Origin of the sequence: Janthinobacterium sp. FT14W (assembly GCF_009208755.1) — a bacterium.
Classification (GTDB): Bacteria; Pseudomonadota; Gammaproteobacteria; order Burkholderiales; family Burkholderiaceae_D; genus Janthinobacterium; species Janthinobacterium violaceinigrum.
In genome coordinates, this window is the sequence record NZ_WFLL01000062.1 from 1 (window position 1) to 26,987 (window position 26,987).

At 62.4% G+C, this 26,987-nt stretch carries 22 protein-coding genes, 2 tRNA genes and 2 pseudogenes; 11 read left to right on the forward strand and 15 right to left on the reverse strand.

Annotation, left to right across the window (positions count from 1 at the left end):
• Positions 1-215 (reverse strand): annotated as a pseudogene (locus GCN74_RS25790) (thiol reductant ABC exporter subunit CydD); the annotation flags it as partial.
• Positions 216-353: 138 nt separating this feature from the next.
• Between GCN74_RS25790 and GCN74_RS25795 the strand changes: the two are divergent.
• The 3 genes from GCN74_RS25795 to GCN74_RS25805 all read left to right on the forward strand — a co-directional run bounded on the left by GCN74_RS25795 (position 354) and on the right by GCN74_RS25805 (position 2,100).
• Entirely contained in the window at positions 354-905 is a 552-nt protein-coding gene (locus GCN74_RS25795) for a GbsR/MarR family transcriptional regulator (protein ID WP_193317268.1), read from the forward strand.
• A gap of 271 nt (positions 906-1,176) precedes the next feature.
• Complete coding sequence (locus tag GCN74_RS29420) at positions 1,177-1,743, forward strand: PEP-CTERM sorting domain-containing protein (protein WP_226939224.1); 567 nt, start codon at positions 1,177-1,179, stop codon at positions 1,741-1,743.
• Positions 1,744-1,920: 177 nt separating this feature from the next.
• On the forward strand, positions 1,921-2,100 hold the full coding sequence (locus GCN74_RS25805; RefSeq protein WP_152259305.1) for a hypothetical protein: 180 nt from the start codon (positions 1,921-1,923) through the stop codon (positions 2,098-2,100).
• Positions 2,101-2,182: 82 nt separating this feature from the next.
• On the opposite strand, the gene GCN74_RS25810 is transcribed toward GCN74_RS25805, so the two are convergent.
• The 6 genes from GCN74_RS25810 to GCN74_RS25835 all read right to left on the reverse strand — a co-directional run bounded on the left by GCN74_RS25810 (position 2,183) and on the right by GCN74_RS25835 (position 7,604).
• A tRNA-Arg gene (locus GCN74_RS25810) sits at positions 2,183-2,257 on the reverse strand.
• Positions 2,258-2,351: 94 nt separating this feature from the next.
• Positions 2,352-2,428: transfer RNA gene (locus tag GCN74_RS25815), tRNA-Pro, on the reverse strand.
• Positions 2,429-2,521: 93 nt separating this feature from the next.
• Complete coding sequence (gene glmM, locus GCN74_RS25820; RefSeq protein ID WP_152259306.1) at positions 2,522-3,859, reverse strand: phosphoglucosamine mutase; 1,338 nt, start codon at positions 3,857-3,859, stop codon at positions 2,522-2,524.
• Between the two features lie 40 nt (positions 3,860-3,899).
• A complete protein-coding gene (gene folP, locus GCN74_RS25825) occupies positions 3,900-4,733 on the reverse strand; it encodes a dihydropteroate synthase (protein ID WP_152259307.1) in 834 nt (277 codons plus the stop codon).
• A 105-nt stretch (positions 4,734-4,838) separates the two neighbouring features.
• Positions 4,839-6,719 carry an ATP-dependent zinc metalloprotease FtsH gene (ftsH, locus tag GCN74_RS25830; protein ID WP_092712889.1) on the reverse strand — a complete coding sequence of 627 codons (1,881 nt, stop codon included), beginning with the start codon at positions 6,717-6,719 and terminating at the stop codon, positions 4,839-4,841.
• 201 nt (positions 6,720-6,920) lie between these two features.
• The gene (locus GCN74_RS25835) at positions 6,921-7,604 is read right to left on the reverse strand and encodes an RlmE family RNA methyltransferase (RefSeq protein WP_152259308.1); all 684 of its coding nucleotides are present in this window, start codon (positions 7,602-7,604) and stop codon (positions 6,921-6,923) included.
• Positions 7,605-7,646: 42 nt separating this feature from the next.
• On the opposite strand from GCN74_RS25835, the gene GCN74_RS25840 reads away from it, so the two are divergent.
• A complete protein-coding gene (locus GCN74_RS25840; protein WP_010397237.1) occupies positions 7,647-8,117 on the forward strand; it encodes a YhbY family RNA-binding protein in 471 nt (156 codons plus the stop codon).
• Between the two features lie 176 nt (positions 8,118-8,293).
• Here the strand turns inward: GCN74_RS25840 and GCN74_RS25845 are convergent, their stop codons facing one another.
• The 6 genes from GCN74_RS25845 to GCN74_RS25870 form a co-directional block, all read right to left on the reverse strand.
• Positions 8,294-8,737 (reverse strand): DUF4149 domain-containing protein, encoded by a 444-nt coding sequence (locus tag GCN74_RS25845; RefSeq protein ID WP_193317270.1) that lies wholly within the window; start codon positions 8,735-8,737, stop codon positions 8,294-8,296.
• The gene (greA, locus tag GCN74_RS25850) at positions 8,737-9,213 is read right to left on the reverse strand and encodes a transcription elongation factor GreA (RefSeq protein WP_034757428.1); all 477 of its coding nucleotides are present in this window, start codon (positions 9,211-9,213) and stop codon (positions 8,737-8,739) included. The genes GCN74_RS25845 and greA overlap by 1 nt, the downstream gene beginning before the upstream one ends.
• Before the next feature lie 171 nt (positions 9,214-9,384).
• Complete coding sequence (carB, locus tag GCN74_RS25855; RefSeq protein ID WP_152259310.1) at positions 9,385-12,621, reverse strand: carbamoyl-phosphate synthase large subunit; 3,237 nt, start codon at positions 12,619-12,621, stop codon at positions 9,385-9,387.
• Positions 12,614-13,792 carry a glutamine-hydrolyzing carbamoyl-phosphate synthase small subunit gene (gene carA, locus GCN74_RS25860; RefSeq protein ID WP_152259311.1) on the reverse strand — a complete coding sequence of 393 codons (1,179 nt, stop codon included), beginning with the start codon at positions 13,790-13,792 and terminating at the stop codon, positions 12,614-12,616. The genes carB and carA overlap by 8 nt, the downstream gene beginning before the upstream one ends.
• A 295-nt stretch (positions 13,793-14,087) precedes the next feature.
• The gene (locus tag GCN74_RS25865) at positions 14,088-14,495 is read right to left on the reverse strand and encodes a GlcG/HbpS family heme-binding protein (RefSeq protein ID WP_152259312.1); all 408 of its coding nucleotides are present in this window, start codon (positions 14,493-14,495) and stop codon (positions 14,088-14,090) included.
• A 60-nt stretch (positions 14,496-14,555) separates the two neighbouring features.
• Positions 14,556-15,467, reverse strand: coding sequence for a patatin-like phospholipase family protein (locus GCN74_RS25870; protein ID WP_152259313.1), 912 nt, complete (start codon positions 15,465-15,467; stop codon positions 14,556-14,558).
• Positions 15,468-15,553: 86 nt separating this feature from the next.
• Here GCN74_RS25870 and GCN74_RS29425 point away from each other — a divergent pair, with 86 nt between their 5' ends.
• The 4 genes from GCN74_RS29425 (at position 15,554) to GCN74_RS29600 (ending at position 20,430) form a co-directional block, all read left to right on the forward strand.
• Positions 15,554-16,291 carry a hypothetical protein gene (locus GCN74_RS29425; protein WP_226939225.1) on the forward strand — a complete coding sequence of 246 codons (738 nt, stop codon included), beginning with the start codon at positions 15,554-15,556 and terminating at the stop codon, positions 16,289-16,291.
• Complete coding sequence (locus GCN74_RS25880; RefSeq protein WP_152259314.1) at positions 16,288-16,575, forward strand: barstar family protein; 288 nt, start codon at positions 16,288-16,290, stop codon at positions 16,573-16,575. Before GCN74_RS29425 ends, GCN74_RS25880 begins: the two co-directional genes overlap by 4 nt.
• A 370-nt stretch (positions 16,576-16,945) precedes the next feature.
• On the forward strand, positions 16,946-18,652 hold the full coding sequence (gene leuA, locus GCN74_RS25885; protein ID WP_152259315.1) for a 2-isopropylmalate synthase: 1,707 nt from the start codon (positions 16,946-16,948) through the stop codon (positions 18,650-18,652).
• A gap of 167 nt (positions 18,653-18,819) precedes the next feature.
• Positions 18,820-20,430 carry a methyl-accepting chemotaxis protein gene (locus GCN74_RS29600; RefSeq protein ID WP_193317271.1) on the forward strand — a complete coding sequence of 537 codons (1,611 nt, stop codon included), beginning with the start codon at positions 18,820-18,822 and terminating at the stop codon, positions 20,428-20,430.
• Positions 20,431-20,573: 143 nt separating this feature from the next.
• On the opposite strand, the gene egtB is transcribed toward GCN74_RS29600, so the two are convergent.
• Together egtB and egtD are read right to left on the reverse strand one after the other, a co-directional pair.
• Entirely contained in the window at positions 20,574-21,818 is a 1,245-nt protein-coding gene (gene egtB, locus GCN74_RS25895) for an ergothioneine biosynthesis protein EgtB (protein WP_152259316.1), read from the reverse strand.
• Positions 21,819-21,986: 168 nt separating this feature from the next.
• Positions 21,987-22,979, reverse strand: coding sequence for an L-histidine N(alpha)-methyltransferase (gene egtD / locus GCN74_RS25900; protein WP_152259317.1), 993 nt, complete (start codon positions 22,977-22,979; stop codon positions 21,987-21,989).
• 323 nt (positions 22,980-23,302) lie between these two features.
• Between egtD and GCN74_RS25905 the strand changes: the two genes are divergently transcribed.
• The 3 genes and pseudogenes from GCN74_RS25905 to GCN74_RS25915 form a co-directional block, all read left to right on the forward strand.
• Complete coding sequence (locus tag GCN74_RS25905; protein WP_152259318.1) at positions 23,303-23,995, forward strand: ABC transporter ATP-binding protein; 693 nt, start codon at positions 23,303-23,305, stop codon at positions 23,993-23,995.
• A 180-nt stretch (positions 23,996-24,175) separates the two neighbouring features.
• Positions 24,176-24,463: a hypothetical protein gene (locus GCN74_RS25910; protein ID WP_034786045.1), complete on the forward strand. Its 288-nt coding sequence runs from the start codon at positions 24,176-24,178 to the stop codon at positions 24,461-24,463.
• Positions 24,464-24,723: 260 nt separating this feature from the next.
• A pseudogene (locus tag GCN74_RS25915) lies at positions 24,724-26,987 on the forward strand (hypothetical protein); the annotation flags it as partial.

The window sequence follows — 26,987 nt, forward strand, 5'->3', positions numbered from 1 at the left end:
CCCCACGCTTCGCAGCCGGCGCGCAGCACGCCCAGCAGCAGCACGCCGGCGGCCGGCAGCAGGGCCGCGCGCCAGGGTGCAGCGGCTAGCATGGCTTGCACGGCCCAGGCCAGCAAGGCCGCTTGCGGCAGCCACAGCAAGGCGGCGCCCCCTTGCGCCAGGCTGGCGGCACGGGGAAGGATAAAGCGGGGCAAAGACAAGGACGTAGTCGGCATATCTATACTTCTTGAGTTTTCAGAATTTTCTGTAAATTCGATTTTTTGTATAATACTGCGAAACATGACATATATCAATTGACCCCACCAGTATGGCGTGAAAAAATTCAGATAATTATGAAAACTCAACATATCCAAATGACGCCGCTGATCCTGACCTTCGTCAGCCATTTCGGCGAGATGGGCAGCCGCTGGGGCTTTAACCGTACCGTGGGGCAAGTGTACGCCTTGTTGTTTGTCGCAGAGCATCCCTTGCATGCGGATGAAATCGCGGAGCACCTGAGTTTTTCCCGTTCGAACGTGAGCATCGGCCTGAAGGAATTGCAGGGCTGGGGCTTGATCCGCCAGTCGCGCATCCCCGGCGACCGGCGCGAGTATTTTTCCTCGCTGGGCGATGTGTGGCAAATCTTCCGCGTGGTGGCGGCCGAACGGCGCCGCCGCGAAGTGGCGCCCACCCTGACGGTGCTGCGCGAATCGCTGCTGGCGCCGGCCACGGAACCCGTGGACCAGTACGCGCAGGAACGCATGCGCGAAATGTATGAACTGGTCGACCTGGCCAACACCTGGTTCGACGACTTGCAGCGCCTGTCGCCCGAGTCGATGGCGCAGCTGATGAAAATGGGCGCCAAGGTGCAAAAGCTGCTCAACGCCAAGGATCGCCTGTTTGGCGTCAGTAACGGCAACGACTGAAACGCCGCTCCCTCCGCCAGCACGGCGCGGCGCGTGCTGCCACGCCCTTGCCGCTCACCGCGCAAGCCATCACGGGCACAGCCATGCATAGCTGCATACAATGTTGCCAACTAAACCAATAGCATTATTTAAATTGCATTAGTTTACAGCGCGAGTAAGCTTGCATTGCGTACACACGCAAAGGCGAACGGGCGACAAGTTGACCTCCCTGACAGGATGGCGCGCACCCTGAAGCAGTGAAATGACTGCAAGATAATAAAAGGGGATTTTCATGAAAAGCATAACAAGCATTGCCGTACAGGCATCCATGCTGGCCGCCCTGACGGTCGCAGTTGGCGTGGCACAGGCCGCTACATGGGTAGACGTGGGACCCGCCAGCGGTTTCAGCATCGAAAGCAGCACCGTCACGTACTCGCCATCGCCGGCCCTCACGGTGAAATACTATAACGACAATCTCGTGCCGCAAAGTCCAGCCGACATCCAGGCCTATATCAACGGCGTCTTCGGCACCAGCCTGGGCGCGGCCGTCTCGTTTTGCGACAATGCCACCTCCGGCTGCACGGCCGGCACCACGGCGGGCGCCAGCGGCGGGGTCAATTCCTTCACGAGCGCGGCGGCCTATGATTACCTGGCCATCCATTTCGGCCAGGGCGAACTGGTCTTCCAGTGGGCCGCGCCCGTCGCTGCCGGCACGACCTTCACGGTGTCAGGCTTGCCCAAGGACTTGAGCAATTACCGCGCCTATGTTTCCGCCGTACCTGAACCGGAAACCTATGCCATGCTGCTCGCCGGACTGGGCCTGCTCGGCCTCATCGCCCGCCGCCGCCAGGCAAGATAAGGCCGGCACCGGCACAGCCGGGTTGCTTGCCGCCTTCAAGCCCACCCATCCCGCTGCGCCGCTCCCCGCCGCATGTTTACATCGCGCTTGCGGCGCGCGCCCCACTCTTTACACCGTCTTTATGCCCGTCTCGCTATGCTGGCCAGCAACATTCGCCACCGTCGAGAAGGAGCCTCCATGCATGAATCCCCATTCCAGCCGCGCGCACGCAGCGTGCTGCGCCAGCGTTTGCCCGTGCGCGAACGGCTGCGCCTGGCGCGCCTGGCGAGCAAGAAAGTGCTGTCGCTATGTTCCGCGCTGCTGTGCGCGGCGCCGCTGCTGTATTTGCTGGGCGTGGTGCTGTGCGCGCAACCCTGAACAGGTGCGCGGCAAGGAGAATGCAGGGGAATGAGGTGCGGTACGGCAGGCTGCCGCCGCATGATCGTGGCCAGTATGAAACTGGTCCGCCCAGAGGGAATCGAACCCCCATTCACGGTTTAGAAGACCGTTGTCCTATCCGTTGAACGATGGGCGGAGAGGTGCAGTATTTTAATCCATGCGCGCCAGCAATGAAATGCCTGCGCGGAATAGAAAACGGGCTGTCATTTCTGACAGCCCGCTTATGACTTTGGTCGGAGTACAAGGATTCGAACCTTGGACCCCCTGGTCCCAAACCAGGTGCGCTACCGGGCTGCGCCACACTCCGAAGACAAGATAATAACGCCCCCACCCAATTTCGTCAATTGCCATAGACGAATTAGATGGAAATATCTATCGCCGTTGCCCCTGACTTTGCTTTTTAAGCAGCGACTTTATCGGCAATGCGGCGCGCCATCGACTCGGCCTTTTCCTTATCCTTCGCCTCGACCATCACGCGGATCAGCGGCTCGGTGCCGGAAGCGCGGATCAGCACGCGGCCCGTGTCGCCCAGCTCGGCCTCGACCTGCGCTTTCTCGGCCACCATGGCGGCATTTTTCTGCCAGTCGAAACCGGGCGCCACGCGCAGGTTGATCAGGGTTTGCGGGAACAGTACCAGTTCGGCCAGGCATTGCTGCAGGCTCTGGCCGCTGCGCTTGAGCGCGGACAATACTTGCAGTGCGGAGACGATGCCATCGCCCGTCGTGTGCCGGTCCAGGCACAGCAGATGGCCCGAGCCTTCGCCGCCCAGTATCCAGCCCTTTTCCTTCATGACTTCCAGCACGTAGCGGTCGCCCACCTTGGCGCGCGCAAAGCCGATCCCCTGCTCCTTGAACAGCACTTCCAGCGCCATGTTGGTCATCAGGGTGCCCACGGCGCCGGCCACGGGGCCCGTGGCCAGGCGGTCCTTGACCATCACATACAACAACTCGTCGCCGTTATACAGGCGCCCCGTCGCATCGCACATGATCAGGCGGTCGGCGTCGCCGTCGAGGGCGATGCCCAGATCCGCACCATGCTCGACGACGGCGGCGGCCATCGCCTTCGTGGCCGTGGCGCCAAAGCCCGCATTGATGTTGAAGCCGTCGGGCTTGTTGCCGATGGCGATGACTTCCGCGCCCAGCTCATGGAACACGTGCGGCGCGATATGGTAGGCGGCGCCGTGCGCGCAATCGACGACGATCTTCAGGCCCCGCAAATCCAGCTCGTTCGGGAAGGTGCTCTTGCAAAATTCGATGTAGCGGCCCTGGGCATCGTCCAGGCGCTTGGCGCGGCCCAGTTTTTCCGACGGCACGCAGGACATGGGCTCGTCGAGCGCCGCTTCGATTTCCAGTTCCACGCTGTCGGGCAGCTTGGTGCCCTGGCCGGAAAAGAACTTGATGCCGTTATCGTGATACGGATTGTGCGAGGCGGAAATGACCACGCCCGCCGACAGGCGAAGCGCCCGCGTCAGGTAGGCAATCGCGGGCGTCGGCATGGGGCCGGCCAGCATCACGTCCACGCCGGCGGCCGACAGGCCCGCTTCCAGCGCCGCTTCCAGCATGTAGCCGGAAATGCGCGTGTCCTTGCCGATCAGCACGGTCGGACGCGTCTTGCCGCCCTGCGACTTGGCCAGCACCTTGCCGGCCGCATAACCGAGGCGCATGACAAAGTCCGGGGTGATCGGAGCCGTGCCCACCAGGCCGCGGATGCCATCGGTGCCAAAATATTTACGCGTCATAGTCTTTCTCTTTTTGTTGTTTATGATAAATCTTACAGGCTCAGTGTGCCATGCGCCAGACCTTCAGCGCATCGACGGTTTCAGCTACATCATGCACACGGATAATTTCTGCGCCTTGCGCTACCGCAGCAAGCGCCCCGGCAACGCTGCCGGCCAGGCGCTGCTCGACGGGACGTCCCGTCACGGCGCCGATCATCGATTTGCGCGACAGGCCCGCCAGCACGGGCAAGCCCAGCTCGCTGCGCAGCTGGCGCGTGGCGCGCAGCAAGGCATAGTTCTGCTCCACCGTCTTGCCGAAGCCAAAGCCGGGATCGACGCACAGGCGCTCGCGGGCGATGCCGGCCGCCGTCATCGTGTCAATGCGCTCGCGCAGGAAATCCCTGACTTCACGCACCACGTCCTCGTACTGGGGCTGGGCTTGCATGGTTTCCGGCACGTTTTGCATGTGCATGATGCACAGCGCGCAATCGCTGTCCCGCACGGCGTCGATGGCGCCCGGCGCGCGGAAACCGTTGATGTCATTGATCATGTCGGCGCCCGCCAGGATGGCTTCGCGCATCACTTCAGGCTTGTAGGTGTCGACGGACAGGGGCTTGCCGCAGTCGCGCAAGGCGTACAGCACCGGCATGACGCGCTGCAGTTCGTCGTGCAGCGGCAGCGGCGGCGCGCCGGGGCGGCTCGATTCGCCGCCGATATCGATGATGTCGACGCCGTCAATGATCATCTGCTCGGCGCGCGAAATGGCAAATTCCAGGTGCTGGTACTGGCCCGCATCGGAAAACGAGTCGGGCGTGATATTCAGGATGCCCATCACCAGCGCCTGCGTGCCCTGCAGGTTGAAGCCGAAACGGCCGAATTGCAAATAGTGTCGCATGTAATTCTTTTTAGTCGTCAGGAAAAAACTGCGGCGGCAACGAAAAAGGGCAAGGATTGCTCCTTACCCTTCTCTTGCTTGCCGCCGGTCAGGCAGTGGCCGCTATCAGGCTGGCGCCGTCACGTTGGGCGAGATGCCGCCCGTGCCGCTGTCGCCCGCATTGCGGCGTGGCGGAATGACTTTCGGCGGACGCGGCTCCAGGCCGGCCATGATGTCATTGATTTGCTCTGCATCAATGGTTTCCCATTCCAGCAAGGCCTTGGTCATCATTTCGACCTTGTCGCGGTTGCCTTCCAGCAAGGTACGCGCCAAAGCATATTGCTTGTCGAGAATGTTGCGGATTTCAGCATCGACCTTTTGCTGGGTCGCTTCCGAGATCGTCTTGGTGGCACCACCGAAGAAACCTTCGTTTTCGCTGTCTTCGTAGACCATCACGCCCATGCTGTCGGACATGCCGAAGCGGGTCACCATGGAACGGGCCAGCTTGGTGGCGCGCGAGAAGTCGTTCGACGCGCCCGTGGACATCTGCCCAACGAAAATCTCTTCCGCGATACGGCCGCCGAACAGGATGGAAATTTCTTCCAGCATCTTGTCCTTGTAAGCGGACAAGTTGTCGTGTTCCGGCAGCTGCCACGTCAGGCCCAGGGCCCAGCCGCGCGGCATGATCGTCACTTTATGCACGGGATCGGCTTTCGGCAGCAGCTTGGCGACGACGGCGTGGCCGGACTCATGGTAAGCCGTATTGCGACGTTCTTCCTCGCGGATGATCATCGATTTACGCTCAGGGCCCATGTAGATCTTGTCTTTCGCATCTTCGAAGTCGATCATTTCCACCAGGCGCTTGCTGCGGCGGGCGGCAAACAGGGCCGCTTCGTTGACCAGGTTGGCCAGGTCCGCGCCCGAGAAACCGGGGGTGCCGCGGGCCAGGATATCGGCTTTCACGTCGGTACCGATAGGCACTTTGCGCATGTGCACGTTCAAGATCTGTTCGCGGCCGCGGATATCGGGCAAGCCGACGGACACCTGGCGGTCGAAACGGCCTGGACGCAGCAAGGCTTTGTCGAGCACGTCGGCGCGGTTGGTGGCGGCCACGACGATCACGCCGGAGTTCGCTTCAAAACCGTCCATCTCGACCAGCAACTGGTTCAGGGTCTGTTCGCGCTCGTCATTGCCGCCGCCCATGCCGGCGCCGCGGTGACGGCCGACAGCGTCGATCTCATCGATGAAGATGATGCATGGCGAATGCTTCTTCGCATTTTCGAACATGTCGCGCACGCGGCTGGCGCCCACGCCGACGAACATTTCCACGAAGTCGGAACCGGAAATCGAGAAGAACGGCACCTTGGCTTCGCCGGCGATGGCGCGCGCCAGCAGGGTTTTACCCGTGCCTGGAGGGCCGACCATCAGCACGCCGCGGGGAATGCGGCCGCCCAGTTTCTGGAATTTGCTGGGGTCCTTGAGGAAGTCGACCACTTCGTTGACTTCTTCTTTCGCTTCGTCGCAACCGGCGACATCGGCGAAGGTGACGGTGTTGCTGGCTTCATCCATCATGCGCGCCTTCGACTTGCCGAACGAGAATGCCCCGCCCTTGCCGCCGCCTTGCATCTGACGCATGAAGAACACCCAGACGCCGATCAACAGCAGCATGGGGAACCAGGAAACAAAAATAGTTTGCAGGAAAGACGCTTCCTCGGGCGGGCGCACGTCGAAATGCACGCCATTGTCGCGCAGGTCGCCGATCAGGCCCTTGTCCAGGCTGGTGGCGGTGGTACGCACCTTGGTGTCGTCCATCAGCTTGGCGGTGATCGACGAACCTTCGATCACGACATCCTTGACGCGCTTGGCTTTGACTTCATCCAGCAAATCGGAATAAGCGATGGCCTTGCTGCCGCCTGTGGCGCCATGACTGTCGAATTGCTTGAACAGCATGAACAACAGCAGCAATACGACTACCCAGATGGCAGATTTGGAAAACATGTTATTCACGAAGACTCCTTGGATGCAGTGCGCATCTCTTTACCTATAGCTAGAAACACGATTTTACTCGCAATAAGCGGGCCGTGCCAAAGCCCGCCGATCCGTGCGCGCGAAAAAACCGCGTTCACGCAAAAAAGTGCAGTATAAACAATTTAGGCTTTTATACCATCTGCGCTACTGCACTTCTCGTTCCCATGTGCGGATTCCCGCTCAAATATCAAGGGCGGAATCATCTTCTTCCACGGCATTTTTCACGGGATTCTTGATTCCACGCCCCATCAGGAAGATTTCCGACGATTTATCGCGGCTGGCCTTGGGCTTTTTCTGCACCACGACCTTGAATTCGGCGCGGAATTTCTCCACGATCTGGCTGAATCCCATGTCCTTAAAACATTTCACCAGCAAGACGCCCGATGGCTTCAAATGCAATTGCGAAAATTCGATGGCCAGGTCGATCAGGTGTTCCATGCGCGCGGCGTCCGCCGTGGCGATGCCCGACAGGTTGGGCGCCATGTCCGACAGGACCAGGTCGACCTTGCGTCCTTCCAACACCACTTCCAGCTGGCGCAACACGCGCGACTCGCGGAAATCACCCTGGATGAAGTGGAAATCGGCAATCGGCTCCATTTCCAGCATGTCCAGGCCAATCAGGGTACCATTGACCCCGCCGCCGTCCTTGCCGGCCAGCTTGCGCCGCGTGTACTGGGCCCAGCTGCCAGGAGTGCAGCCCAGGTCGACGATCACCTGGCCAGGTTTGATCAGTTTCTCGTCTTCATCGATTTCTTTCAGCTTGTATGCTGCCCGGGCGCGGTAGCCCTCTTTTTGCGCCAACTTCACATATGGATCATTTATGTGGTCGTGCAACCAGTTTTTGTTTAATTTCTTCTTTGCCATTCGCGTAGAATACTGCTTTTAAGGGAATTACTAAATATTATTATGCTAAAACTTACACCCGTAGAGCGCAGCGCACTGCGCGCCGAAGCACACGCGCTGAAGCCTATCGTCATCATTGGCGAAGCGGGCTTGACACCTGCTGTCCTCAAAGAGATCGACCTTGGCCTGGATTCGCACGGCCTGATTAAAGTCCGCGTGTTCGGCGACGACCGCGAAGCCCGCGTCGGAATGTACGATACGATTTGCGGCAATCTCGGCGCCGCCCCGGTACAACATATTGGCAAACTGCTGGTAATCTACCGTCCGAAAAAAGAAGTGGTTAAGGAGAAGGTCAGCGCCGGCAAAGGCATGCGCGAAGTGACCATCGTCAAGGCCAGCGCCAGCGGCACCAAGCGCCCCAGCGTGACGAAAGTCATGATCAAGGGCAATGAGCGCGTTACCGAAGGCGGTTCCATCAAGCGTGCCAAGCCACGTCAGAAAAGCGCCAAGAAAAGCGCACTGGGCAGCAAGTAAGCCTGTTCACCCGGCAACCGCAAGGCTGCCGGGCTTGAAACAAGAAGCGGAGCACGGGATCTTCCCTGCTCCGCTTTTTTTTGGGGTCAGACCCGGCGGGGGATTCCGTCCCAGTGGGACGGAATCCAATCTCGAAGAGACTGACCCCGGTTTTTTTGCTTCTCTGGTTAAAACAATTATTGCTGTTTCCAGATCAGCACGCCTGCCAGCACACTCTGCACGGCAAAAATCAGGGTTGACACGCCATGCAGCATGCCGAAGCGGCTGCGCATGGCCTCGTCCATGATGCCAGCCGGCGCCTGCGCCTTGAGTTCGGCCATCAGGGGCGTGATGCCGAAATGGCTGAGCAGCGCGCACACCAGCATCGACAGCACCAGCGCGCCCAGCAAACGGCGGCGCTTCGGCTCCAGCGCACCCGGGCGCCATTGCAACAGGGCCAGCAGTATCAGCGCACAGGCGATGGACAGCCAGGCCTCGGCGCGGAACATGCTGCCGGCGATATTGCCCGCCAGCACGCGGTCGCCCAGGGTGCCGAACAGGGTGGGCGCCACGATGAAGCCGATGGTCCACAGGCTGCCGGCCCACAGGGTGGCAACGAGGATGCGCACGCGCGTCAGCATCAGATGTACAGTACTTCCAGGATTTCGTATTCGCGCGGGCCGGACGGCGCCTGCACTTCCACCACGTCGCCGGCGTACTTGCCGATCAGCGCGCGGGCGATCGGGGACGTCACGGAAACCTTGTTCATTTTCAGGTCGGCTTCATCGAGGCCCACGATCTGGTATGTGACTTTCTGGCCCGATTCCAGGTCTTCCAGGTTCACGGTCGAGGCAAACACCACGCGGCCTTCCGCGTCCAGCGCGGTCGGGTCGATGATCTGCGCCGCACCCAGCTTGCCTTCGAGTTCGGCGATGCGGCCTTCCACGAACGCCTGGCGCTCCTTGGCGGCGTCGTATTCGGCGTTTTCCGACAGGTCGCCATGCGAACGCGCTTCGGCGATCGCATCGATGACGATGCGGCGTTCCTTGGTCTTCAAATGATGCAGCTCTTCTTTCAAGAGTTCTGCGCCGTATTTGGTCAATGGGACTGAAGTCATGTTATCTCTACTATCTGCTAGTTATCGGCGCCGTTGTCCGTGTTTTTCACGCTTAACGGATTTACCAAGTGAAAACCACAGAGGCCGCGCGCTGTTCTGCACGGAACTCTGTGGTTGATAAGCATGCAGTGTACTGCCTAACGGCGGCCACTGCAAATGACACGCTTGCGCTTACGCTTGCTGCAGGGTCTTGTGCAGGCCTTGCAGATCGTACACGCGCAACTCATCCAGATGGCGGATGCCTTCGACGGCCGCTTCCGCACCGGCGATGGTCGTGTAGGTCGTCACGCGCGAGGCCAGGGCCGACGTGCGGATGGCCCGCGAATCGACGATGGCGCTGCGTTTTTCTTCCACGGTGTTGATCACCAGCACGATTTCATGGTTCTTGATCATGTCGACCACGTGCGGACGGCCTTCGATCACCTTGTTCACCGGTGTGACGGCGATGCCGGCAGCAGCGATCACGGCGGCAGTCCCCTTGGTGGCGACCACGGTGAAACCGGACTCGACCAGGTCGCGCGCCACTTGCACGGCGCGCGGCTTGTCCGACGCTTTCACGCTGATGAAGACCTTGCCCGATTTTGGCAGGTTCACGCCGGCACCCAGTTGCGATTTCACAAACGCTTCGCCGAAGGTCAGGCCCACGCCCATGACTTCGCCCGTCGATTTCATTTCAGGGCCCAGGATGGTGTCCACGCCCGGGAACTTGACGAACGGGAACACGGCTTCCTTGACGCTGAAGTATGGCGGCACGACTTCCTGCGTGATGCCCTGCGATGCCAGCGACTGGCCGACCATGCAGCGCGCGGCGATCTTCGCCAGCTGCAGGCCCGTGGCTTTCGACACGAAAGGCACGGTGCGCGAGGCGCGTGGATTGACTTCCAGCACGAAGACGACGTCTTTCAGCTGGCCGTCGATCTCCTGTTTCTGGATCGCGAACTGCACGTTCATCAGGCCGACCACGTTCAGGCCCTTGGCCATCAGCGCCGTCTGGCGTTTCAGTTCTTCAATGGTTTCCGGTGCCAGCGAGTATGGCGGCAGGGAGCAAGCCGAGTCGCCCGAGTGCACGCCAGCCTGTTCGATGTGTTCCATCACGCCGCCGATGAAGGTCGTTTCGCCGTCGGAGATGCAATCGACGTCGCATTCGATGGCGTCGTTCAGGAAGCGGTCCAGCAGCACGGGCGAATCGTGCGAGACCTTGACGGCTTCGCGCATGTAGCGCTCCAGGTCGCGCTGCTCGTGGACGATTTCCATGGCGCGGCCGCCCAGCACGTACGAAGGACGCACGACCAGCGGGTAGCCGATTTCCTGCGCCAGGGCCAGGGCGTCGGCTTCCGTGCGCGCCGTGCGGTTGGGCGGCTGGCGCAGTTCCAGGGTGTGCAGCATCTGCTGGAAACGCTCACGGTCTTCGGCCGCGTCGATCATGTCCGGCGAGGTGCCGATGATCGGTACGCCGTTCGCTTCCAGGTCCAGCGCCAGCTTCAGCGGGGTCTGGCCGCCGTACTGCACGATCACGCCCACCGGTTTTTCGATGGCGACGATTTCCAGCACGTCTTCCAGGGTCAGGGATTCGAAGTACAGGCGGTCCGAAGTATCGTAGTCGGTCGATACCGTTTCTGGATTGCAATTGACCATGATGGTTTCGTAGCCGTCTTCGCGCATGGCGAGGGCAGCGTGGACGCAGCAATAGTCAAACTCGATACCCTGGCCGATACGGTTCGGGCCACCGCCCAGCACCATGATCTTTTTCTTGTCGGTCGGATTCGATTCGCACTCTTCGTCGTACGTGGAATACATGTACGCCGTATCGGTCGAGAATTCGGCCGCGCACGTGTCGACGCGCTTGTAGACGGGACGGATGTTCAGCGCATGGCGCTGCTGGCGCACGGCCGTGTCGGTCGTCTGCAGCAGGAAGCCCAGGCGGCGGTCCGAGAAGCCCTTCTGTTTCAGCTTGTACAGGGTGTTCTTGTCCAGGTTTTCCAGCTTCTGCGTGTCCAGCCACAGTTCCAGGTCGACGATTTCCTTGATCTGGATCAGGAACCATGGGTCGATCTTGGTCAGCTGGTGCACTTCTTCCAGGGTGAAGCCCTGGGCAAACGCATCGCCCACGTACCAGATGCGCTCAGGACCAGGCTCGCCCAGTTCTTCTTCGATCTTTTCGCGGTCCTTGGTTTTCTCGTTCATGCCATCCACGCCCACTTCCAGGCCGCGCAAGGCTTTCTGGAACGATTCCTGGAAGGTACGGCCTATGGCCATCACTTCGCCGACGGATTTCATCTGCGTCGTCAGGTGGTCGTCGGCGGTGGGGAATTTCTCGAACGTGAAACGGGGGATCTTCGTGACGACGTAATCGATCGACGGCTCGAACGAGGCCGGCGTGGCGCCGCCCGTGATTTCATTGCGCAGCTCGTCCAGGGTGAAGCCCACGGCCAGCTTGGCGGCGATCTTGGCAATCGGGAAACCCGTCGCTTTCGAGGCCAGGGCCGACGAACGCGATACGCGCGGGTTCATCTCGATGACGATCATGCGGCCATCGATGGGGTTGATCGAGAATTGCACGTTCGAACCACCGGTGTCGACGCCGATCTCGCGCAGCACTGCCAGCGAGGCATTGCGCATGATCTGGTATTCCTTGTCCGTCAAGGTTTGCGCAGGCGCCACCGTGATGGAGTCGCCCGTGTGCACGCCCATCGGATCGAGGTTTTCGATCGAGCAGATGATGATGCAGTTGTCCGCCTTGTCGCGCACCACTTCCATCTCGTACTCTTTCCAGCCCAGCAGCGATTCTTCGATCAGCAGCTCTTTCGTCGGCGATGCTTCCAGGCCGCGCTTGCAGATGGTTTCGAATTCTTCTTCGTTGTAGGCGATGCCGCCGCCGGAACCGCCCATGGTGAACGATGGACGGATGATGGTCGGGAAGCCCAGGGTGCGCTGCACGGCCCACGATTCTTCCATCGAGTGCGCCACGCCGGAACGGGCCGAACCGAGGCCGATCTTGGTCATCGCGTCCTTGAACTTGGAACGGTCCTCCGCCTTGTCGATGGCTTCCGGCGACGCGCCGATCAGCTCGACGTTGTATTTTGCCAGCACGCCATTGTTGAACAGGTCCAGCGCGCAGTTCAGCGCCGTCTGGCCGCCCATCGTCGGCAGGATGGCGTCAGGACGCTCCTTGGCGATGATGCGCTCGACGACCGACCAGGTGATCGGCTCGATGTAGGTGACGTCGGCCATTTCCGGGTCCGTCATGATGGTCGCAGGATTGCTGTTGACCAGGATGACTTTGTAGCCCTCTTCGCGCAGGGCCTTGCACGCTTGCGCGCCGGAATAATCGAATTCGCAGGCCTGGCCGATCACGATCGGGCCAGCGCCAATAATCAGAATACTTTTGATATCTAAACGTTTAGGCATTTTTCTTTTTCTCCTCCGCAGCCATCAGGTTGATGAAGCGGTCAAACAGGTAAGCAACATCCATCGGGCCCGGCGACGCTTCAGGGTGGCCCTGGAAGCAGAAGGCCGGCTTGTCCGTGCGGGCAAAGCCCTGCAGGGAGCCGTCGAACAGCGATTCATGGGTCACGCGGCAATTCGCGGGCAAGGTTGCCGCGTCGACTGCGAAACCGTGGTTTTGCGAGGTAATCAAGACCTGTTTCGTTTCCAGGTCCTGCACCGGGTGGTTGGCGCCGTGGTGGCCGAACTTCATCTTCAGAGTTTTCGCGCCGGAAGCGATTGCCATGATCTGGTGGCCCAGGCAGATGCCGAAGGTCGGGATGCCCTTCTCGATCAGCTCTTTCGTCGCGGCAATCGCGTAGTCGCACGGTTCCGGATCGCCGGGGCCGTTCGACAGGAAGATGCCGTCCGGGTTCAGCGCCAGGGCATCGGCCGCCGTCGCTTGCGCGGGCAGCACGGTGACTTTGCAGCCGCGGGCCGTCAGCATGCGCAGGATGTTGCGCTTGACGCCGTAGTCGAAGGCGACCACGTGGTATTTCGCGTCCGCGTCGGCCAGCTGGCCGTAGCCTTCGCCCAGGGTCCATTCCGTTTCGCGGTATTCGTAGGCAGCCGGGGCCGACACGACCTTGGCCAGGTCCATGCCGGCCAGGCCGGGGAAGGAGCGGGCCAGTTCCAGCGCTTGCGCGGCGGATGGCTCGTTGCCTTGCGTGCCCACCAGGATGGCGCCGCCCTGCGCACCTTTTTCACGCAGGATGCGCGTGAGCTTGCGAGTATCGATGCCGGCGATGGCGACGATATTTTCAGCTTTCAGGTAATCGGACAGGGAAAGGGTGGAGCGGAAATTGGATGCCAGCAATGGCAGATCGCGGATGATGAGGCCAGCGGCGTGTACCTTGGAAGATTCGACGTCTTCCGGATTGACGCCCGTATTGCCGATATGCGGATAGGTCAGGGTGACCATCTGGCGGCAATAGCTTGGGTCGGTAAGGATTTCCTGATACCCGGTCATGGAGGTGTTGAAAACAACCTCGCCCGTGGTATGACCGGCGGCACCGATCGAAAAACCTTTAAAGATCGTTCCATCAGCAAGCGCTAATATGGCTGGAACGGCAGGGCCAGAAAAAAATGGCGGCAAGGGCAACTCCTGATAAAGTTACCGTAGCTGCGCCACGTCAGACCGACCGCCTAGATACCCGAGCCAGATGCACTCAGGGTGTTTCAACGGTCATTTTGAATGAGGGGATGGGTAGTCGCTACGGTATATGTGTGATTGGCTAAACCTTTGAATTATAACCAAAAGGAAGCTTTTCCACAAGGAAGAAAATTCAGAAAGCGCGGCATTTTTTTGCGCAGCAGCATAAAATCCCCGCCCCATGAAAAAAGCCGCCCGGCTGGCGCGGGGCGGCTTGTTCTGCAATTGCGGCTACTACTTAGGCCGTCAATGCGGCGATACCGGCTTTCGCAATTTGCGCATCTTCCGCCGACTTGACGCCCGAGACGCCGACGGCGCCCACGTAGTGGCCGTCGAACACGATGGGCACGCCGCCTTCGAGCAGGCCGTCGATTTCCGGCACGCTCAGGAACGATACGCGGCCGCCGTTGATCATCTCTTCATAAATGCGCGATTCGCGGCGGCCCAGCGCGGCCGTCTTCGCTTTCGATGGGGCGATGTGCGACGAGATGGGCGCCACGCCATCCATGCGCTGCAGCCACAGCAGGTGGCCGCCGTCGTCGACGATGGCGATCGTGACCGCCCAGTGATTCTTGACCGCTTCCGCTTCGGCGGCGGCAGCGATTTTCTTTACGTCGTCCAGTGTCAAAATCGGTTTCGATTGCATGGTGCATCCTTGTTATGTTGAATCAAAATTGTATACGAAATGCGGGGCCTGAATAACGGCTTACTGCTCGCGCTTGGCTTTCAGCTTTTGCTTGAGCTGCGCCATGACGGCAAACGTCGCCTGCTCGCCCGCCAGGATCGCCTGGTTGCGGCTGTTGAAATCGTTGCCCTTCATGGTGCCCAGGCTGGGCTGGATCACCACGTCCGCATCCTTGAGCTCGAACTGGTTGATGCGCTGGCCCATGATGGCGAAGGTCTGCATGATCACCTCCATCGAACTGATGGCTTTTTGCGTATCCGTTTGCGACGAGATATTCACGGCAATGATGAAATCGGCGCCCATGTCGCGCGCAAAGCGCACGGGCACGGGAGCGACGAGGCCGCCATCGACATAGGTGTGGCCGGCAATCGTCACGGGCTGGAACACGCCCGGCACGGCCGACGAGGCGCGCACGGCCATGCCGGTATTGCCACGCTGGAACAGGATCGGCTGGCCATTTTTGAGGTCGGTCGCCACCACGCCAAACGGGATTTTCAGTTTTTCCAGCGGCACGCCGCCCACGGCCTTGTTCACATAGCTTTGCAGCGCCTCGCCCTTGAGCACGCCGGACGACTTGCCGAACAGGGGCAAGGCCCAGTCCGAAATAGCCGCTTCGTCCATGTCGAAGGCCATCTTTTGCAGGGCGAAGCCGGAATTGCCTGCCGCATACAAGGCGCCCACCACGCTGCCCGCGCTGGTGCCCGTGACGATGTCCGCGTTGATGCCCTGCGATTCGAGCGCCTTGATCACGCCGATATGCGCGAAACCGCGCGCCGCGCCGCCACCGAGCGCCAGGCCGATCTTGATCTTGCGCGGCGGCACGACGATGGGTTCGGGGGGCGTCAAAACTTGTACGGGTTTCGGGGCAGGAGTGTCGCAGCCGGCCAGCGCAAAGGCGGCCAGGGCAAGCAGGGTCAGGCGTTTAGGGAACATGGTGGCAGGAAAGAACCGCACGCGGCAGTAAAAAGAAGAGCCGATTGTAGCGCAAGCACGGGCGCGGGCGCTGAAGGCAGTCTTAAATGTTTATAGTGACAATGTTCGTGCGCACCCGTCCGGCTGCTAGACTGGCGCCTGGCTCCTTACTGACCATGCACATGCCGCAACCCTTGCAATTTGCCGACAGCCGCGCCCTGAGCGCCCCATTTGCGCAACAGTTATCGCAACAGCCGCCCGACGGCGCCCTCGCCTGGCTGACGGCCGTGCTGGCCACGCAGGCGCCCGCACTGCGTTCATCGAACGCCATCTTGCTGGCCTACACGGGCAATCCGGCCGCCATGGACTGGATCGACATCCATGTCGGCTCGCCCGTGGCGGGACAATGGGGCGTTGCGGCAGCGCTGCTGGATACGCCGTGGCCCCGCATCGCCGGCTGGCTGCAGCGCGGCGGCCCGCACCGGCTGATGGCGCTCGACACCCTGCTCGCCTACCGCAAACCGGCCGTCAACATGTCGCCGCTGGAACAGATCGCCGCCCCCGTGCTGCCGCAGGCGCCCGCGCGCGCCGGCCTCGATGCGGCGCTGGCCGTCTGCCTGGCAGAGTCCGCCACACCGCGCATCCAGACGGCCGTGAACGCCGTTGCAAAACACGGGGACGAGATCCTGCGCGGCGGCCCGCGCGGCGTGGCCGTGGCCGACTTGCCGCGCCTGTATCTGGACCCGGCGCCATTCAAGGATGCGCCCGCCATCCTGGCGCAGCACGAAACGGTGGCGGCAGGCATGCGGCAGAACCTGCAGAACTTGCTCAAGGGAATACTGTGAACAGGCAAGCCCTGGTGACGATCGACGTGCGCGATATCCATTCGCCGCGCCAGCTGCATGCGGCCCTGGCCGCCGCGCTGGGTTTCCCTGCTTTGTATGGCATGAACTGGGATGCCTGCTGGGACGCCATCACGGGACTGATGGAAATGCCGCAACAACTGGAACTGGCCGGCTGGCAAGGGCTGGAAGACCGGCTGCCCCGCGACGCGGCCATCCTGCGACGCATCCTGGCGCGCATGGCGCAGGAAATGCCGGAGCTGGCCGCGCAAGTGCATTACGCTTGACGCAAGGTGTCGCCAGGAAACGCTTGACAGCCCGCCCCAACCTCCCTTACATTGAGTGCATGTCCTCCTTCAAACATTCCTCCCCTTCCTTGCTGTCGCTATCGCGACTACTACCAGCACGCGCATAAGTTTGCCGCTTTGCTTCGCCTGGCCACACGCCGGCGTGTTTCAAAAACCCTGGAAGGTTTGATGATGTTTGCACCATCCCCCGCTACACCTGCAATTTCCGACGCGACCGCCCCCGCTGGCGCCGTTGCCGTGCTTTGCCTGCTACAACTACCGATCGCTTGCCTGGCCTAGTGTTGCGTGGCCGCCCGGCAAGCTTGCGCCACAACCATTGATTTCCCCCTATCTTCAGGAGTACCCGATCATGATGTTGCAAAACCCAGCTTCCAAATACCGCGCCTTTCCTCCAGTCAAATTGACCGACCGTCAATGGCCGAACCAGATCATCAGCAAACCGCCCATCTGGATGAGCACCGACTTGCGCGACGGCAACCAGTCCTTGATCGAGCCGATGAGCGCGGAAAAGAAGCTGCGGTTCTTCGACATGCTGATCGCCATCGGCCTGAAGGAAATCGAAGTGGGTTTCCCATCGGCATCGCAGACGGATTTCGACTTCGTGCGCAAGCTCGTCGATGAAGGCCGCATCCCGGACGACGTCACCATCATCGTGCTGACCCAGTCGCGCGAAGAGCTGATCCGCCGCACGGTGGAATCCGTCGTGGGCGCCAAGCGCGCCATCGTCCACCTGTACAACTCCGTGGCGCCCGTGTTCCGCAAGGTCGTGTTCGGCATGTCGCGCGAAGAAATCACGAATATCGCCACCACCGGCACCACCCTGGTAAAACAGCTGGTGGCGCAGCACCCGGAAACGGAATGGGGTTTCGAATACACGCCGGAATCGTTCTCCACCACGGAACTCGATTTCTCCAAGCATATCTGCGACGCCGTCAGCGCCATCTGGAAGCCGACGCCGGCCAACAAGATGATCATCAACTTGCCATCGACCGTGGAATGCAGCACGCCCAATGTGTATGCGGACCAGATCGAATGGATGTCGCGCAAGCTGGCGCGCCGCGATTCCATCATCATCAGCGTGCACCCGCACAACGACCGCGGCACGGCCGTCGCGTCGGCAGAACTGGCCGTGATGGCGGGCGCCGACCGCGTGGAAGGCTGCTTGTTCGGCAATGGCGAACGCACGGGCAACGTCGACCTCGTCACCCTGGCGATGAATCTGTACACGCAAGGCGTGCACCCGGGCCTGGATTTCTCCGATATCGACACCGTGCGCAAGTGCGTGGAAGAGTGCAACCAGCTGCCCGTCCACCCGCGCCACCCGTATGCGGGCGACCTGGTCTTCACGGCGTTTTCCGGCTCGCACCAGGATGCGATCAAAAAAGGTTTCGCCAAACAGGAAGCTGGCGCCATCTGGGAAGTGCCGTACTTGCCCATCGACCCGGCCGACCTGGGCCGCAGCTACGACGCCGTGATCCGCGTCAACAGCCAGTCCGGCAAGGGCGGCATGGCGTATCTGCTGGAACAGGAATACGGCCTGGTCTTGCCGCGCCGCCTGCAGATCGAATTCTCGCGTGCCGTGCAAGCCGTGGCCGACGCCACGGGCCGCGAAATCGCCGCGCAGGATATCCACGACATCTTCCAGCGCGAATACCTGGAGCAGACGGCGCCGTACGCCTACGCTTCGCACCGCATGGTGGAAGACACGAGCAGCGATGAATCCGTGCAGATCGACATCAGCCTGTCGCACCGCCAGACGCCGCTGGCCCTGCAAGGCGGCGGCAACGGTCCCATCGATGCCTTCGTCAATGCGCTGGGCCTGGACATCAAGCTGATGGATTACCATGAGCATGCGATCGGTTCCGGCGCCAACGCGCAAGCGGCTTGCTACGTGGAATTGCGCCTCGATAACGGCCCTACCCTGTTCGGCGCCGCCATCGACAGCAATATCGTCACCGCCTCGTTCAAGGCCGTGCTGTCGGCCGTGAACCGCCGCATCGGGCAAACGGAAGCGGAAAAAACAACAGCAGCCGATGTGGCTGCCAGCGCCGCCTAAGCAATTCCGGCGCGCTCCATAGGGAGAAAAAGCGGTACGGCTTGATCGCCGTGCCGCTTTTTCATTTCTATAGGGCAATTAGTAGTGCAAATCAGGTATTGCCGACCGTATAATCGTTTCATAACAAGACCACCGGAGACAGATCATTAGCTACCGAGGGAATCACCATGAAATTGACGGATATGAAGATAGGCGCGCGCCTGGGCGCCGGTTTTGGCGTAGTGCTGCTGCTGATGGCAGTGCTGGTGGGCACGGGACTGCTGCGCCTGGACAAGATCGGCGCGCTCAGCGAAGCCATCATCGAGCGCGACTGGGCCAAGGCCGACGCCATTGCCACCATCCGCAGCACCACGCGCTCGAACGCGGCGCTGGTGCTGGAACTGTTCATCCATGAAGATCCCGCCCGCGCCAGCGCCATCCACGGCGAAATCGATGCCAACAAGGCCACCATCAGCGATGCGCTGGCCATCCTCGACCGCCTGATCGTCCTGCCTGAAGGCAAGGAACTGCTGGCCACCCTGAAGCAGCAGCGCAAGGCCTATGTCGTGTCGTTCAGCCAGGCCGACAAGCTGCTGGTGGCGGGGCAGCGGGCGGAAGCGGCCGTGCACGTGCGCGACGACACCTTGCCCGCCCTGAATCAGCTGCAAAAAACCGTGAACCACCTGAACGAAGTGCAGCGGGGCGTGGTCGTGCATGGCGGCCAGCAAATCCAGCAGAATATTTCAGCGGCGAATGTGCTGATGGCCAGCCTGGGCACGGCTGCCCTGCTGCTGGGCGTGCTCTTTGCCTGGTGGGTCACGCGCTCGATCACCACGCCGATCGCGTACGCCTTGCGCGTGGCGCAAGCCGTGGCCGGAGGCGACCTGAGCAGTAAAATCGTGGCCGAAGGCAAGGATGAAACGGGCCAGCTGCTGCAAGCCCTGTGCGACATGAATACCAACCTGGCCACCCTGGTGGGGCAGGTGCGCAACGGCACGGGCACGATAGCCGTGGCGTCGAGCCAGATCGCCAGCGGCAATGCCGACCTGTCGGCCCGCACGGAAGCGCAGGCGAGCGCGCTGGAAGAGACGGCCTCGTCGATGATCGAACTGACGGGCACCGTGCGCAGCAACAGCGACAATGCGCGCCAGGCCGACAGCCTGGCCCGCTCCGCATCGGCCATCGCCCAGCGCGGCGGCACGGCCATGACGGAAGTGATCGGCACCATGGACGCCATCAATGCGTCCTCGCGCAAGATCGTCGACATCATCGCCGTGATCGACGGCATCGCCTTCCAGACGAATATCCTGGCCTTGAACGCGGCCGTGGAAGCGGCCAGGGCCGGCGAACAGGGCCGGGGCTTTGCCGTGGTGGCGTCCGAAGTGCGCAACCTGGCGCAGCGTTCGGCCGCCGCCGCCAAGGAAATCAAGGAACTCATCGCCGACTCCGTCAGCAGCGTCGGCCAGGGCGCGCAGCTGGTCAGCCAGGCGGGCGCCACGATGGAGGAAGTGGTGGCCAGCGTGGGCCGGGTCAGCGCCATCGTCGGTGAAATCAGCGTGGCCAACCACGAGCAGAGCGAAGGCATCGAGCAGATCAATGCCGCCATCATGCAGATGGACCAGACGACGCAGCAAAATGCGGCCCTCGTCGAGGAAGCGGCCGCGGCGGCAGCGGCCATGCATGAACAGGCGGGCGAACTGGAAACCCTCGTCAGCCAGTTCAAGCTGGAACGGCCGGATGGCGACAATGCCAAGGCGCCGCCCCGCCCCGGCTCTCCCGCCGTGCCGCGCTTGCACTAAGAACACCTGTCAAAACCTGCTGCGCGTCGCGATTTGCGGCCTCCGATGCTCACTGTGCATCCGCACAGCTCCGCTTCTCGGGCCAACGGGGGCGCCGAGCCGCACATCCGCTCGCTACGGTTTTGTTAGGTGTTGTAAGTGGCTTATTCCACCTGGCGCGCCAGGCGGATGCCGGAAAATTGCCAGCGCGCGCCGGCCGGGAAGAAATTGCGGTAGCTGGCGCGCGCATGGCCGGCCGGCGTGGCGCACGACGAGCCGCGCAGCACATACTGGTTCAGCATGAACTTGCCGTTGTATTCGCCCAGCGCGCCCGGCGCCGTGCGGTAGCCGGGATACGGCGCATAGCTGCTGCTCGTCCATTGCCAGCAGTGGCCGAACATCTGCCGCAGTCCCGCGTCCGGCGCGGCGGCGGCCGGATGCAGCTGTCCCACTTCCATTGCCGCGCCTTGCGCCGCCACTTCCCACTCCGCTTCCGTCGGCAGGCGCGCGCCGGCCCAGTGCGCATAGGCGTCCGCCTCGAACAGTGACAGATGGGTGGCCGGCAAGCTCGCATCGAGCGGACGCAAGCCATATAAAGTGAATTCCTGCCAGCGGCCGTCATCGTCGCGCTGCCAGTACAGCGGGCATTCCAGCTGCTGGCTGCGCACCCAGTCCCAGCCTTCCGCCAGCCACAGGTGGGCCGTGCGATAGCCGCCCGCCTCGATGAAGGCCAGGTATTCGCCATTCGTCACGAGCGCGGTGGCCAGCTCGAACGGCGCCACGTATTGGGGGTGGCGCGGCAATTCGTTGTCGAAGCAAAAGCCGTCGCCCGCATGGCCGATCTGCGCCAGGCCGCCGTCGAAGGCGAGCCAGGCCGCGGGCGGCGCGTGGCGCGGCGCTGGCGCAGGCGCGTTGTCCAGCGCACTGTCCACATAAGCGGGAAACAGGGCGCTCTGCGCCAGCAGGTGCTTGACATCCGTCAACAGCAATTCCTGATGCTGCTGCTCGTGTTCCAGACCCAGCGCCAGCAGCATGGTCAGCCGTTCGCGCTCGGGACGCGCCAGTTCGCTGGCCAGCAGGCGGCCGATGCGCGCATCGACATCGATGCGGTAGGCGCGCACCTGCGCCATGCCGGGGCGCGTCAGCAAGCCCCGCTGGGCGCGCGGGTGCTTCTCGCCCACGCCGTTGTAATACGAATTGAACAGCACGCGGAAGGCCGGATGAAAGGGCGCGAACGCCGTTTCCATGCTTTCCAGAATAAACGTTTCAAAAAACCAGGTGGTATGCGCGAGATGCCATTTCACGGGACTGGCGTCCGGCATCGACTGGGCGCCGCAATCCTCGTCGGACAGGGGTTCGGCCAGCCGCAGCGAGTGCCGGCGCACCTTGTTGTAATGATCGATCAGCATGATAGTCTTTTATAGTTTTATATTGGCCTCTTGAACGCCTGACAAAAGCGTAGCGAGCGGCAGTGATTTGTGGCCAAGCAGCACAACCGTACTGTAGTACGGGGGCGCCGAGCCGGTGAGCATCGCAGGCCGCAAAGCGCGGCGCGCAGTAGCTCTGCTCAGGCGTTGTCAATCCCTGATGACGCGCGCGTAGATCACGGCAAACCACTGCTGCGGGTCCGTCCAGACTTGCACGGTGGAAAACCCGGCCTGCTCCAGCAAACCGACGAACGTTGCGCGCGTGTATTTATAGCTGTCTTCCGTATGGATGCGTTCGCCTTTTGCGAAACGCCGCTGCCCCCCTTTCCAATGGACGAGCTGCTCGCTGCGCGCTTCCAGGTGCATTTCCACGCGGCTGTCGTCGGCATTGAAAAAGCCGTGGTGCTGCCAGGCGCGCACGTCGAAGTCGGCGCCGATCAGCCCGTTCACGTGGCGCAGCATGTTCAGGTTGAAGGCGGCCGTGACGCCCAGCGCATCGTCATACGCCGCGTCGAGGATGGCGTCATCCTTGATCAGGTCGACGCCGATCAGCAGGCCGCCGTCGCCGTCCGCATTCGCGCGCAGGCGGCGCAGGAAGGCAGTCGCTTGCTCAGGAGCAAAATTGCCGATCGATGAACCGGGATAGAAGAACAAGCGCCGCGCCTCGCGCACGCTGCCGGGCAGGTCCAGGCGGCTGGAGAAATCCAGGCCCAGGCCCGTCATCTCGATGTGCGGAAAGCGCTGCTGCAAGCGGCCCAGCGATTCACTCAGGAAGTCATAGGAAATATCCACGGCCACGTACTGGGCCGGGTGCAGCAGCGGGAACAGGCTGGCCGCCTTGGCGCAATTGCCCGCGCCCAGGTCGATCAGGGTGCTGCCCGGCCCCACCGCGTGCGCGATCTCCGCGCCGTGGCGGGCAAAGATGGCCGCTTCCGTGCGCGTCGGATAGTACTCGGGCAAGGCGCAGATGGCTTCGAACAGTTTCGAGCCCAGCGCGTCGTACAGGTACTTGGGCGAGGTCCACGCAGCGCGCGCCAGCAGGCCGCTGCTGATCTCGGCTATCGTGGCAGGAGTGGCGCTGGCCGCTCCGGCGTTGCTGGCGGGATACAAATCGGACGGATGCTGGGCAAGTGGCATGGTCATGGGCTGGCGTCGTCTCTCTAGGTTCGGGCAGGGCTTGCTGGGCCGGCAGCCGGCTATTCCTCCCTGCCGCAGAGCATGCTGCAGGCCGTGGCGGACGCCGTTGCCGATGACTTTTTCTCATCATAGCGGAATCCGCGCAAGCCAGCCGTGCGGCAGGTAACTTAAGGTCAAACCAGCGGCGCGCACGCAAAATTGGTATTGCCAAGCAAAAATGATAAGCCTGTCGTATACTACACATTGCCGGCCAAACAATCCGCGCCCCTTTGCAGTTCCCAGGCCCCCCTCTCCCCCGCGTGCCTCCCTTTACGATAGCCGTTAACACCATGCTCGAATTGCGCCATCTGTCGAAGTCCTATGCCAATGCCCGGCCCGTCCTGGCGAATATTTCCTGCCGCTTCAAGGCGGGGGAATTCATCGCCATCATGGGCGACTCGGGCGTCGGCAAATCGACCTTGCTGAACCTGATCGCCGGCCTCGATACGCCCGATGCGGGCGCCGAAGCGCACCCTATCCTGGTGGACGGCATTGCCATGTCCAGCCTCGATGACGCCGCCGCCACCCGGCTGCGTCGCGCCCGCATGGGCTTTATTTTCCAGGCCTTCCACGTCTTGCCGCACCTGACCCTGCTGCAAAACGTGGCCCTGCCGCTGCTGCTCAACGGACTGCCCCAGGAGCGTGCCGCCAGCATGCTCGAGGCCGTCGGACTGGGCGGACGCGGCGGCGACTTTCCCCAGCAATTGTCGGGCGGCGAAATGCAGCGCGTGGCGATCGCCCGCGCGCTCGTGCACAAGCCGGCGCTGGTGCTGGCCGATGAGCCCACCGGCAACCTCGACCCCGACACGGCGCACGGCATCCTGCAATTGCTGCGCGCCGAGATCAAGGCCAACGGCAGTTGCGCGATCATGGTCACGCATTCGCTGGCCGCCGCCGAAATGGCGGACAGAACCATGGTATTGACCAAAAGCGGACTACAAAATACAACAATCGTCAACCAAATTGATCAAACAATCAGTTAATTTAACTGACCATCTGTCACAAGTTTTGTTATCGTAGTATTATTGAAAACACTTGCCTGGTTATCAATGTTTTAACGCGAATGTTGTCACGTCACCCAGACAGCCGTACTGCGATGACGAACTATAGCCGGGACCGCATCAAAGTGGTCTCGTCCCTTGCATAACCTAAAGGAGGAGTAAATGAACGTTCGGCAAAAGAAGCTGGAAATGATTGAAGCGATGAACCGGGCGCGTGCGCTCGAACCATCGAGTTTTGTGCCCAACAAGCTGCTCGATACCCTGATCGAGAAGATGAATTTGAAAAATGATGCGGAACTGTGTCGTGTCCTCGAAGTCCAGCCCCCCATCATCAGCAAGATTCGTCACGGCAAACTGTCGGTCGGTGCAACGATTTTATTGCGCATGCATGAAAAATCGGACATCACCATCCGCGAACTGAAGGAACTATCGGCCACCCCCGTCCATTGATACACACGCTGTTGTAATGCCATGCCAGGCACCCAGGTCCCCGGCGCCATGAACTTTTGCCATGAAATTCGCGTAGTTCGCTCACCGCACAACATCCGAGCACGATAGCGAAGAGACCCAGCCCAAACCATGCTGACCGTTTCTCTGCCCTCCCGCTCCCAGCACCACCCCCTCCCCGCTTTCGTTCCGCCAGCCGGCATTTCCACTCAAACTTGATCTGACACAACACGCATCGCCCCCGCAGGTATCAAGGTCTGCTTTTGACCAGTGATCTCGACCGCATGTCCAGCGACCCTCCTGTGCCGCCCGTGCTGCGCCTGACGCTCACGCGCGATCCCATCGCCGGCGCCGGCGACTGCCCCGCCGCGCCCGGCTGGCTCAGCGAGACGCATGTGCTGTCCGGCGCACGCGGCATCGGCAGTTGCCGCGTCAACCTCGATATCGGCCCGGCCGACGTGGTGCAACTGCTGCTGTGCGACGGCAATTCGCTGCTGGCAGGCAGCCTGGACCTGCCGCGCTACCTGGGTTCCCCCGCGCCGGCACGCGACGGCGCGCCCGCCAGCATCGAAGTGGGACTGTCCTTGCGCCCGCAGGCGGCGCGCCAGCCGCCCGGCGCCAGCCGCGACGGCCTGGGCGCCTGGATGCTGCGGGCCGTGCGCGTGTACCGCTGCGGCGCCGCCGCCATGACGGCGCTGGCGGCGGCGGGCGCCTTCCAGGACCGCCAGCTGGAACAGCGCCTGGGACTGTACCGCTGCGGCATCGAGGCGGGCAGCATGACGGCCGTCGCCAGCCTGCCCGCCGGGCCGGAACCCGTGCTGCTGCTGCTGCACGGCACGGCGTCGTCGACCCCGCGCAGCTTCGGCGGCCTGTGGCGCAACGGCCAGGCGCCGCGGCTGGCGGCGCAGTACGGCAACCGCATCTACGGCTATGAGCACCGCAGCCTCAGCGAAAGCCCCATCCAGAATGCGCTGGCCCTCGTGCGCCAGCTGCCGCACGGCGCCGTGCTGCACCTGCTGGCCCATTCGCGCGGCGGCCTGGTGGGAGAATTGCTGGCCAGGGCGCAGCGCATCGACAGCCGCGGCGCCGTCGACCTGGCTGGCGACGGCCTGGAGCGGCTGAGCGAAAACACGGTGGGCGGCGAAGCATTCAACGGCCACGATATCGACCACTTCACGGCGCAGGCGCGGCTGGGCGGACGCAGCGGCCACGACGAGGATGCGGCGCGCCTGCGCGAACTGGGCGTGGAGCTGAAGCAGCGCGCCATCCGCATCGCCCGCTTCGTGCGCGTGGCCTGCCCCGCGCGCGGCACCACCTTGATGACGGGCCGCCTCGACCGCTGGGCCAGCGTGATGTTCAACCTGCTGCCGCAGGGCGACGTTCCCGACGGCGGCGTGGCCTTCCTGCTGGCCGTGGTGCAGCAGCGCTGCGACGCGCGCATCCTGCCGGGCCTGGAAGCGATGATGCCCGACTCGCCGCTGGTGGCGCTGCTCAACGCGCCCGACGTGCGCGTGGCCAGCCCCCTGCACGTGCTGGCCGGCGCGTGCAGCGGCGAAGGCTTGCTGGGCTGGCTGGGCGACTGCCTCGACGACCAGCTCTACGGGGGGCAGAACGACCTGGTGGTCAATTGCGCCTCGATGGCGGGCGGCGCCACGCGCAGCACGCCCGTGCGCCAGCTGCTGCTGCGCGGGCCGCAGGCGCACCACCTGAACTACTTCGAGCGCGCGCCCTCCAGCCTGGCCGCCGTGCAGGCGCTGACGGGCGACGAAACGGCTTACCAGCCGCTGCCCGGCATCGAGCACGGCCCCCTGGCACGGGGCGGCGAAGTGCCGAAGCGGCGCGCGCACGCGCCCATCGTGCTGCTGCTGCCCGACATCATGGGCAGCCACCTGCAAGTGGGCAGCAACCGCATCTGGTTCGACCCCGTCAACCTCGTCGAAGGGCGCATCGAACGCCTGGCCGTGGGCCAGCCGCACATCGTCAGCGCCGGCTGGATCGAATCGTGCTATGAACCGTTTGCCCGCTTTCTCGCGCAAAGCCAGGAAGTGCGGCCGTTCACCTACGACTGGCGCTTGTCGCTGCAGCACTCCGCCAGCGCCTTCCTGCCCGTGCTCGACGAAGCCATGCGCGACGCCGAACAGCGCGGGCAGCCGCTGCGCATCGTCGCGCACGGCATGGGCGGGCTGGTGGCGCGCCTGGCCCTGAAAGACCGCTGGCAACGCTTTGGCGCCCTGCCCGGCAGCCGCTTGCTGCAGGTGGGCAGCGCCAACCGGGGCACGCAGGCGATGGTGCAAGTGCTGCTGGGGCGCGACCGGCTGGTGCAGATGCTGGCGTGCTGGATAGGCTGGAAGCACACGCGGCGCCAGTTTCTCGGCTTCGTGCGCGCCTTTCCCGGCGTGCTGGACATGCTGCCGCAGCCGCAGGCCGGCGCCGGCATCGATTACTTCGACGCCGGCGCCTGGGCGCAGCTGGCCGCCGGCGACGCGCAGGCGGACCTGCCCGGCGGCTGGCAGGCGCCCGAAGCGCA

Coding starts and splice junctions, on each gene's coding strand:
- GCN74_RS29425 (WP_226939225.1), top strand. CDS start 15,554: ATGTTTATAGTGACAATGTTCGTGCGCACCCGTCCGGCTGCTAGACTG.
- GCN74_RS25805 (WP_152259305.1), top strand. CDS start 1,921: ATGCATGAATCCCCATTCCAGCCGCGCGCACGCAGCGTGCTGCGCCAG.
- GCN74_RS29420 (WP_226939224.1), top strand. CDS start 1,177: ATGAAAAGCATAACAAGCATTGCCGTACAGGCATCCATGCTGGCCGCC.
- egtB (WP_152259316.1), bottom strand. CDS start 21,818: ATGCTGATCGATCATTACAACAAGGTGCGCCGGCACTCGCTGCGGCTG.
- GCN74_RS25870 (WP_152259313.1), bottom strand. CDS start 15,467: ATGTTCCCTAAACGCCTGACCCTGCTTGCCCTGGCCGCCTTTGCGCTG.
- glmM (WP_152259306.1), bottom strand. CDS start 3,859: ATGACGCGTAAATATTTTGGCACCGATGGCATCCGCGGCCTGGTGGGC.
- leuA (WP_152259315.1), top strand. CDS start 16,946: ATGATGTTGCAAAACCCAGCTTCCAAATACCGCGCCTTTCCTCCAGTC.
- GCN74_RS25835 (WP_152259308.1), bottom strand. CDS start 7,604: ATGGCAAAGAAGAAATTAAACAAAAACTGGTTGCACGACCACATAAAT.
- GCN74_RS25905 (WP_152259318.1), top strand. CDS start 23,303: ATGCTCGAATTGCGCCATCTGTCGAAGTCCTATGCCAATGCCCGGCCC.
- GCN74_RS25845 (WP_193317270.1), bottom strand. CDS start 8,737: ATGCTGACGCGCGTGCGCATCCTCGTTGCCACCCTGTGGGCCGGCAGC.
- GCN74_RS25840 (WP_010397237.1), top strand. CDS start 7,647: ATGCTAAAACTTACACCCGTAGAGCGCAGCGCACTGCGCGCCGAAGCA.
- carB (WP_152259310.1), bottom strand. CDS start 12,621: ATGCCTAAACGTTTAGATATCAAAAGTATTCTGATTATTGGCGCTGGC.
- GCN74_RS25795 (WP_193317268.1), top strand. CDS start 354: ATGACGCCGCTGATCCTGACCTTCGTCAGCCATTTCGGCGAGATGGGC.
- folP (WP_152259307.1), bottom strand. CDS start 4,733: ATGCGACACTATTTGCAATTCGGCCGTTTCGGCTTCAACCTGCAGGGC.
- GCN74_RS29600 (WP_193317271.1), top strand. CDS start 18,820: ATGAAATTGACGGATATGAAGATAGGCGCGCGCCTGGGCGCCGGTTTT.
- greA (WP_034757428.1), bottom strand. CDS start 9,213: ATGACTTCAGTCCCATTGACCAAATACGGCGCAGAACTCTTGAAAGAA.
- egtD (WP_152259317.1), bottom strand. CDS start 22,979: ATGACCATGCCACTTGCCCAGCATCCGTCCGATTTGTATCCCGCCAGC.
- GCN74_RS25910 (WP_034786045.1), top strand. CDS start 24,176: ATGAACGTTCGGCAAAAGAAGCTGGAAATGATTGAAGCGATGAACCGG.
- GCN74_RS25865 (WP_152259312.1), bottom strand. CDS start 14,495: ATGCAATCGAAACCGATTTTGACACTGGACGACGTAAAGAAAATCGCT.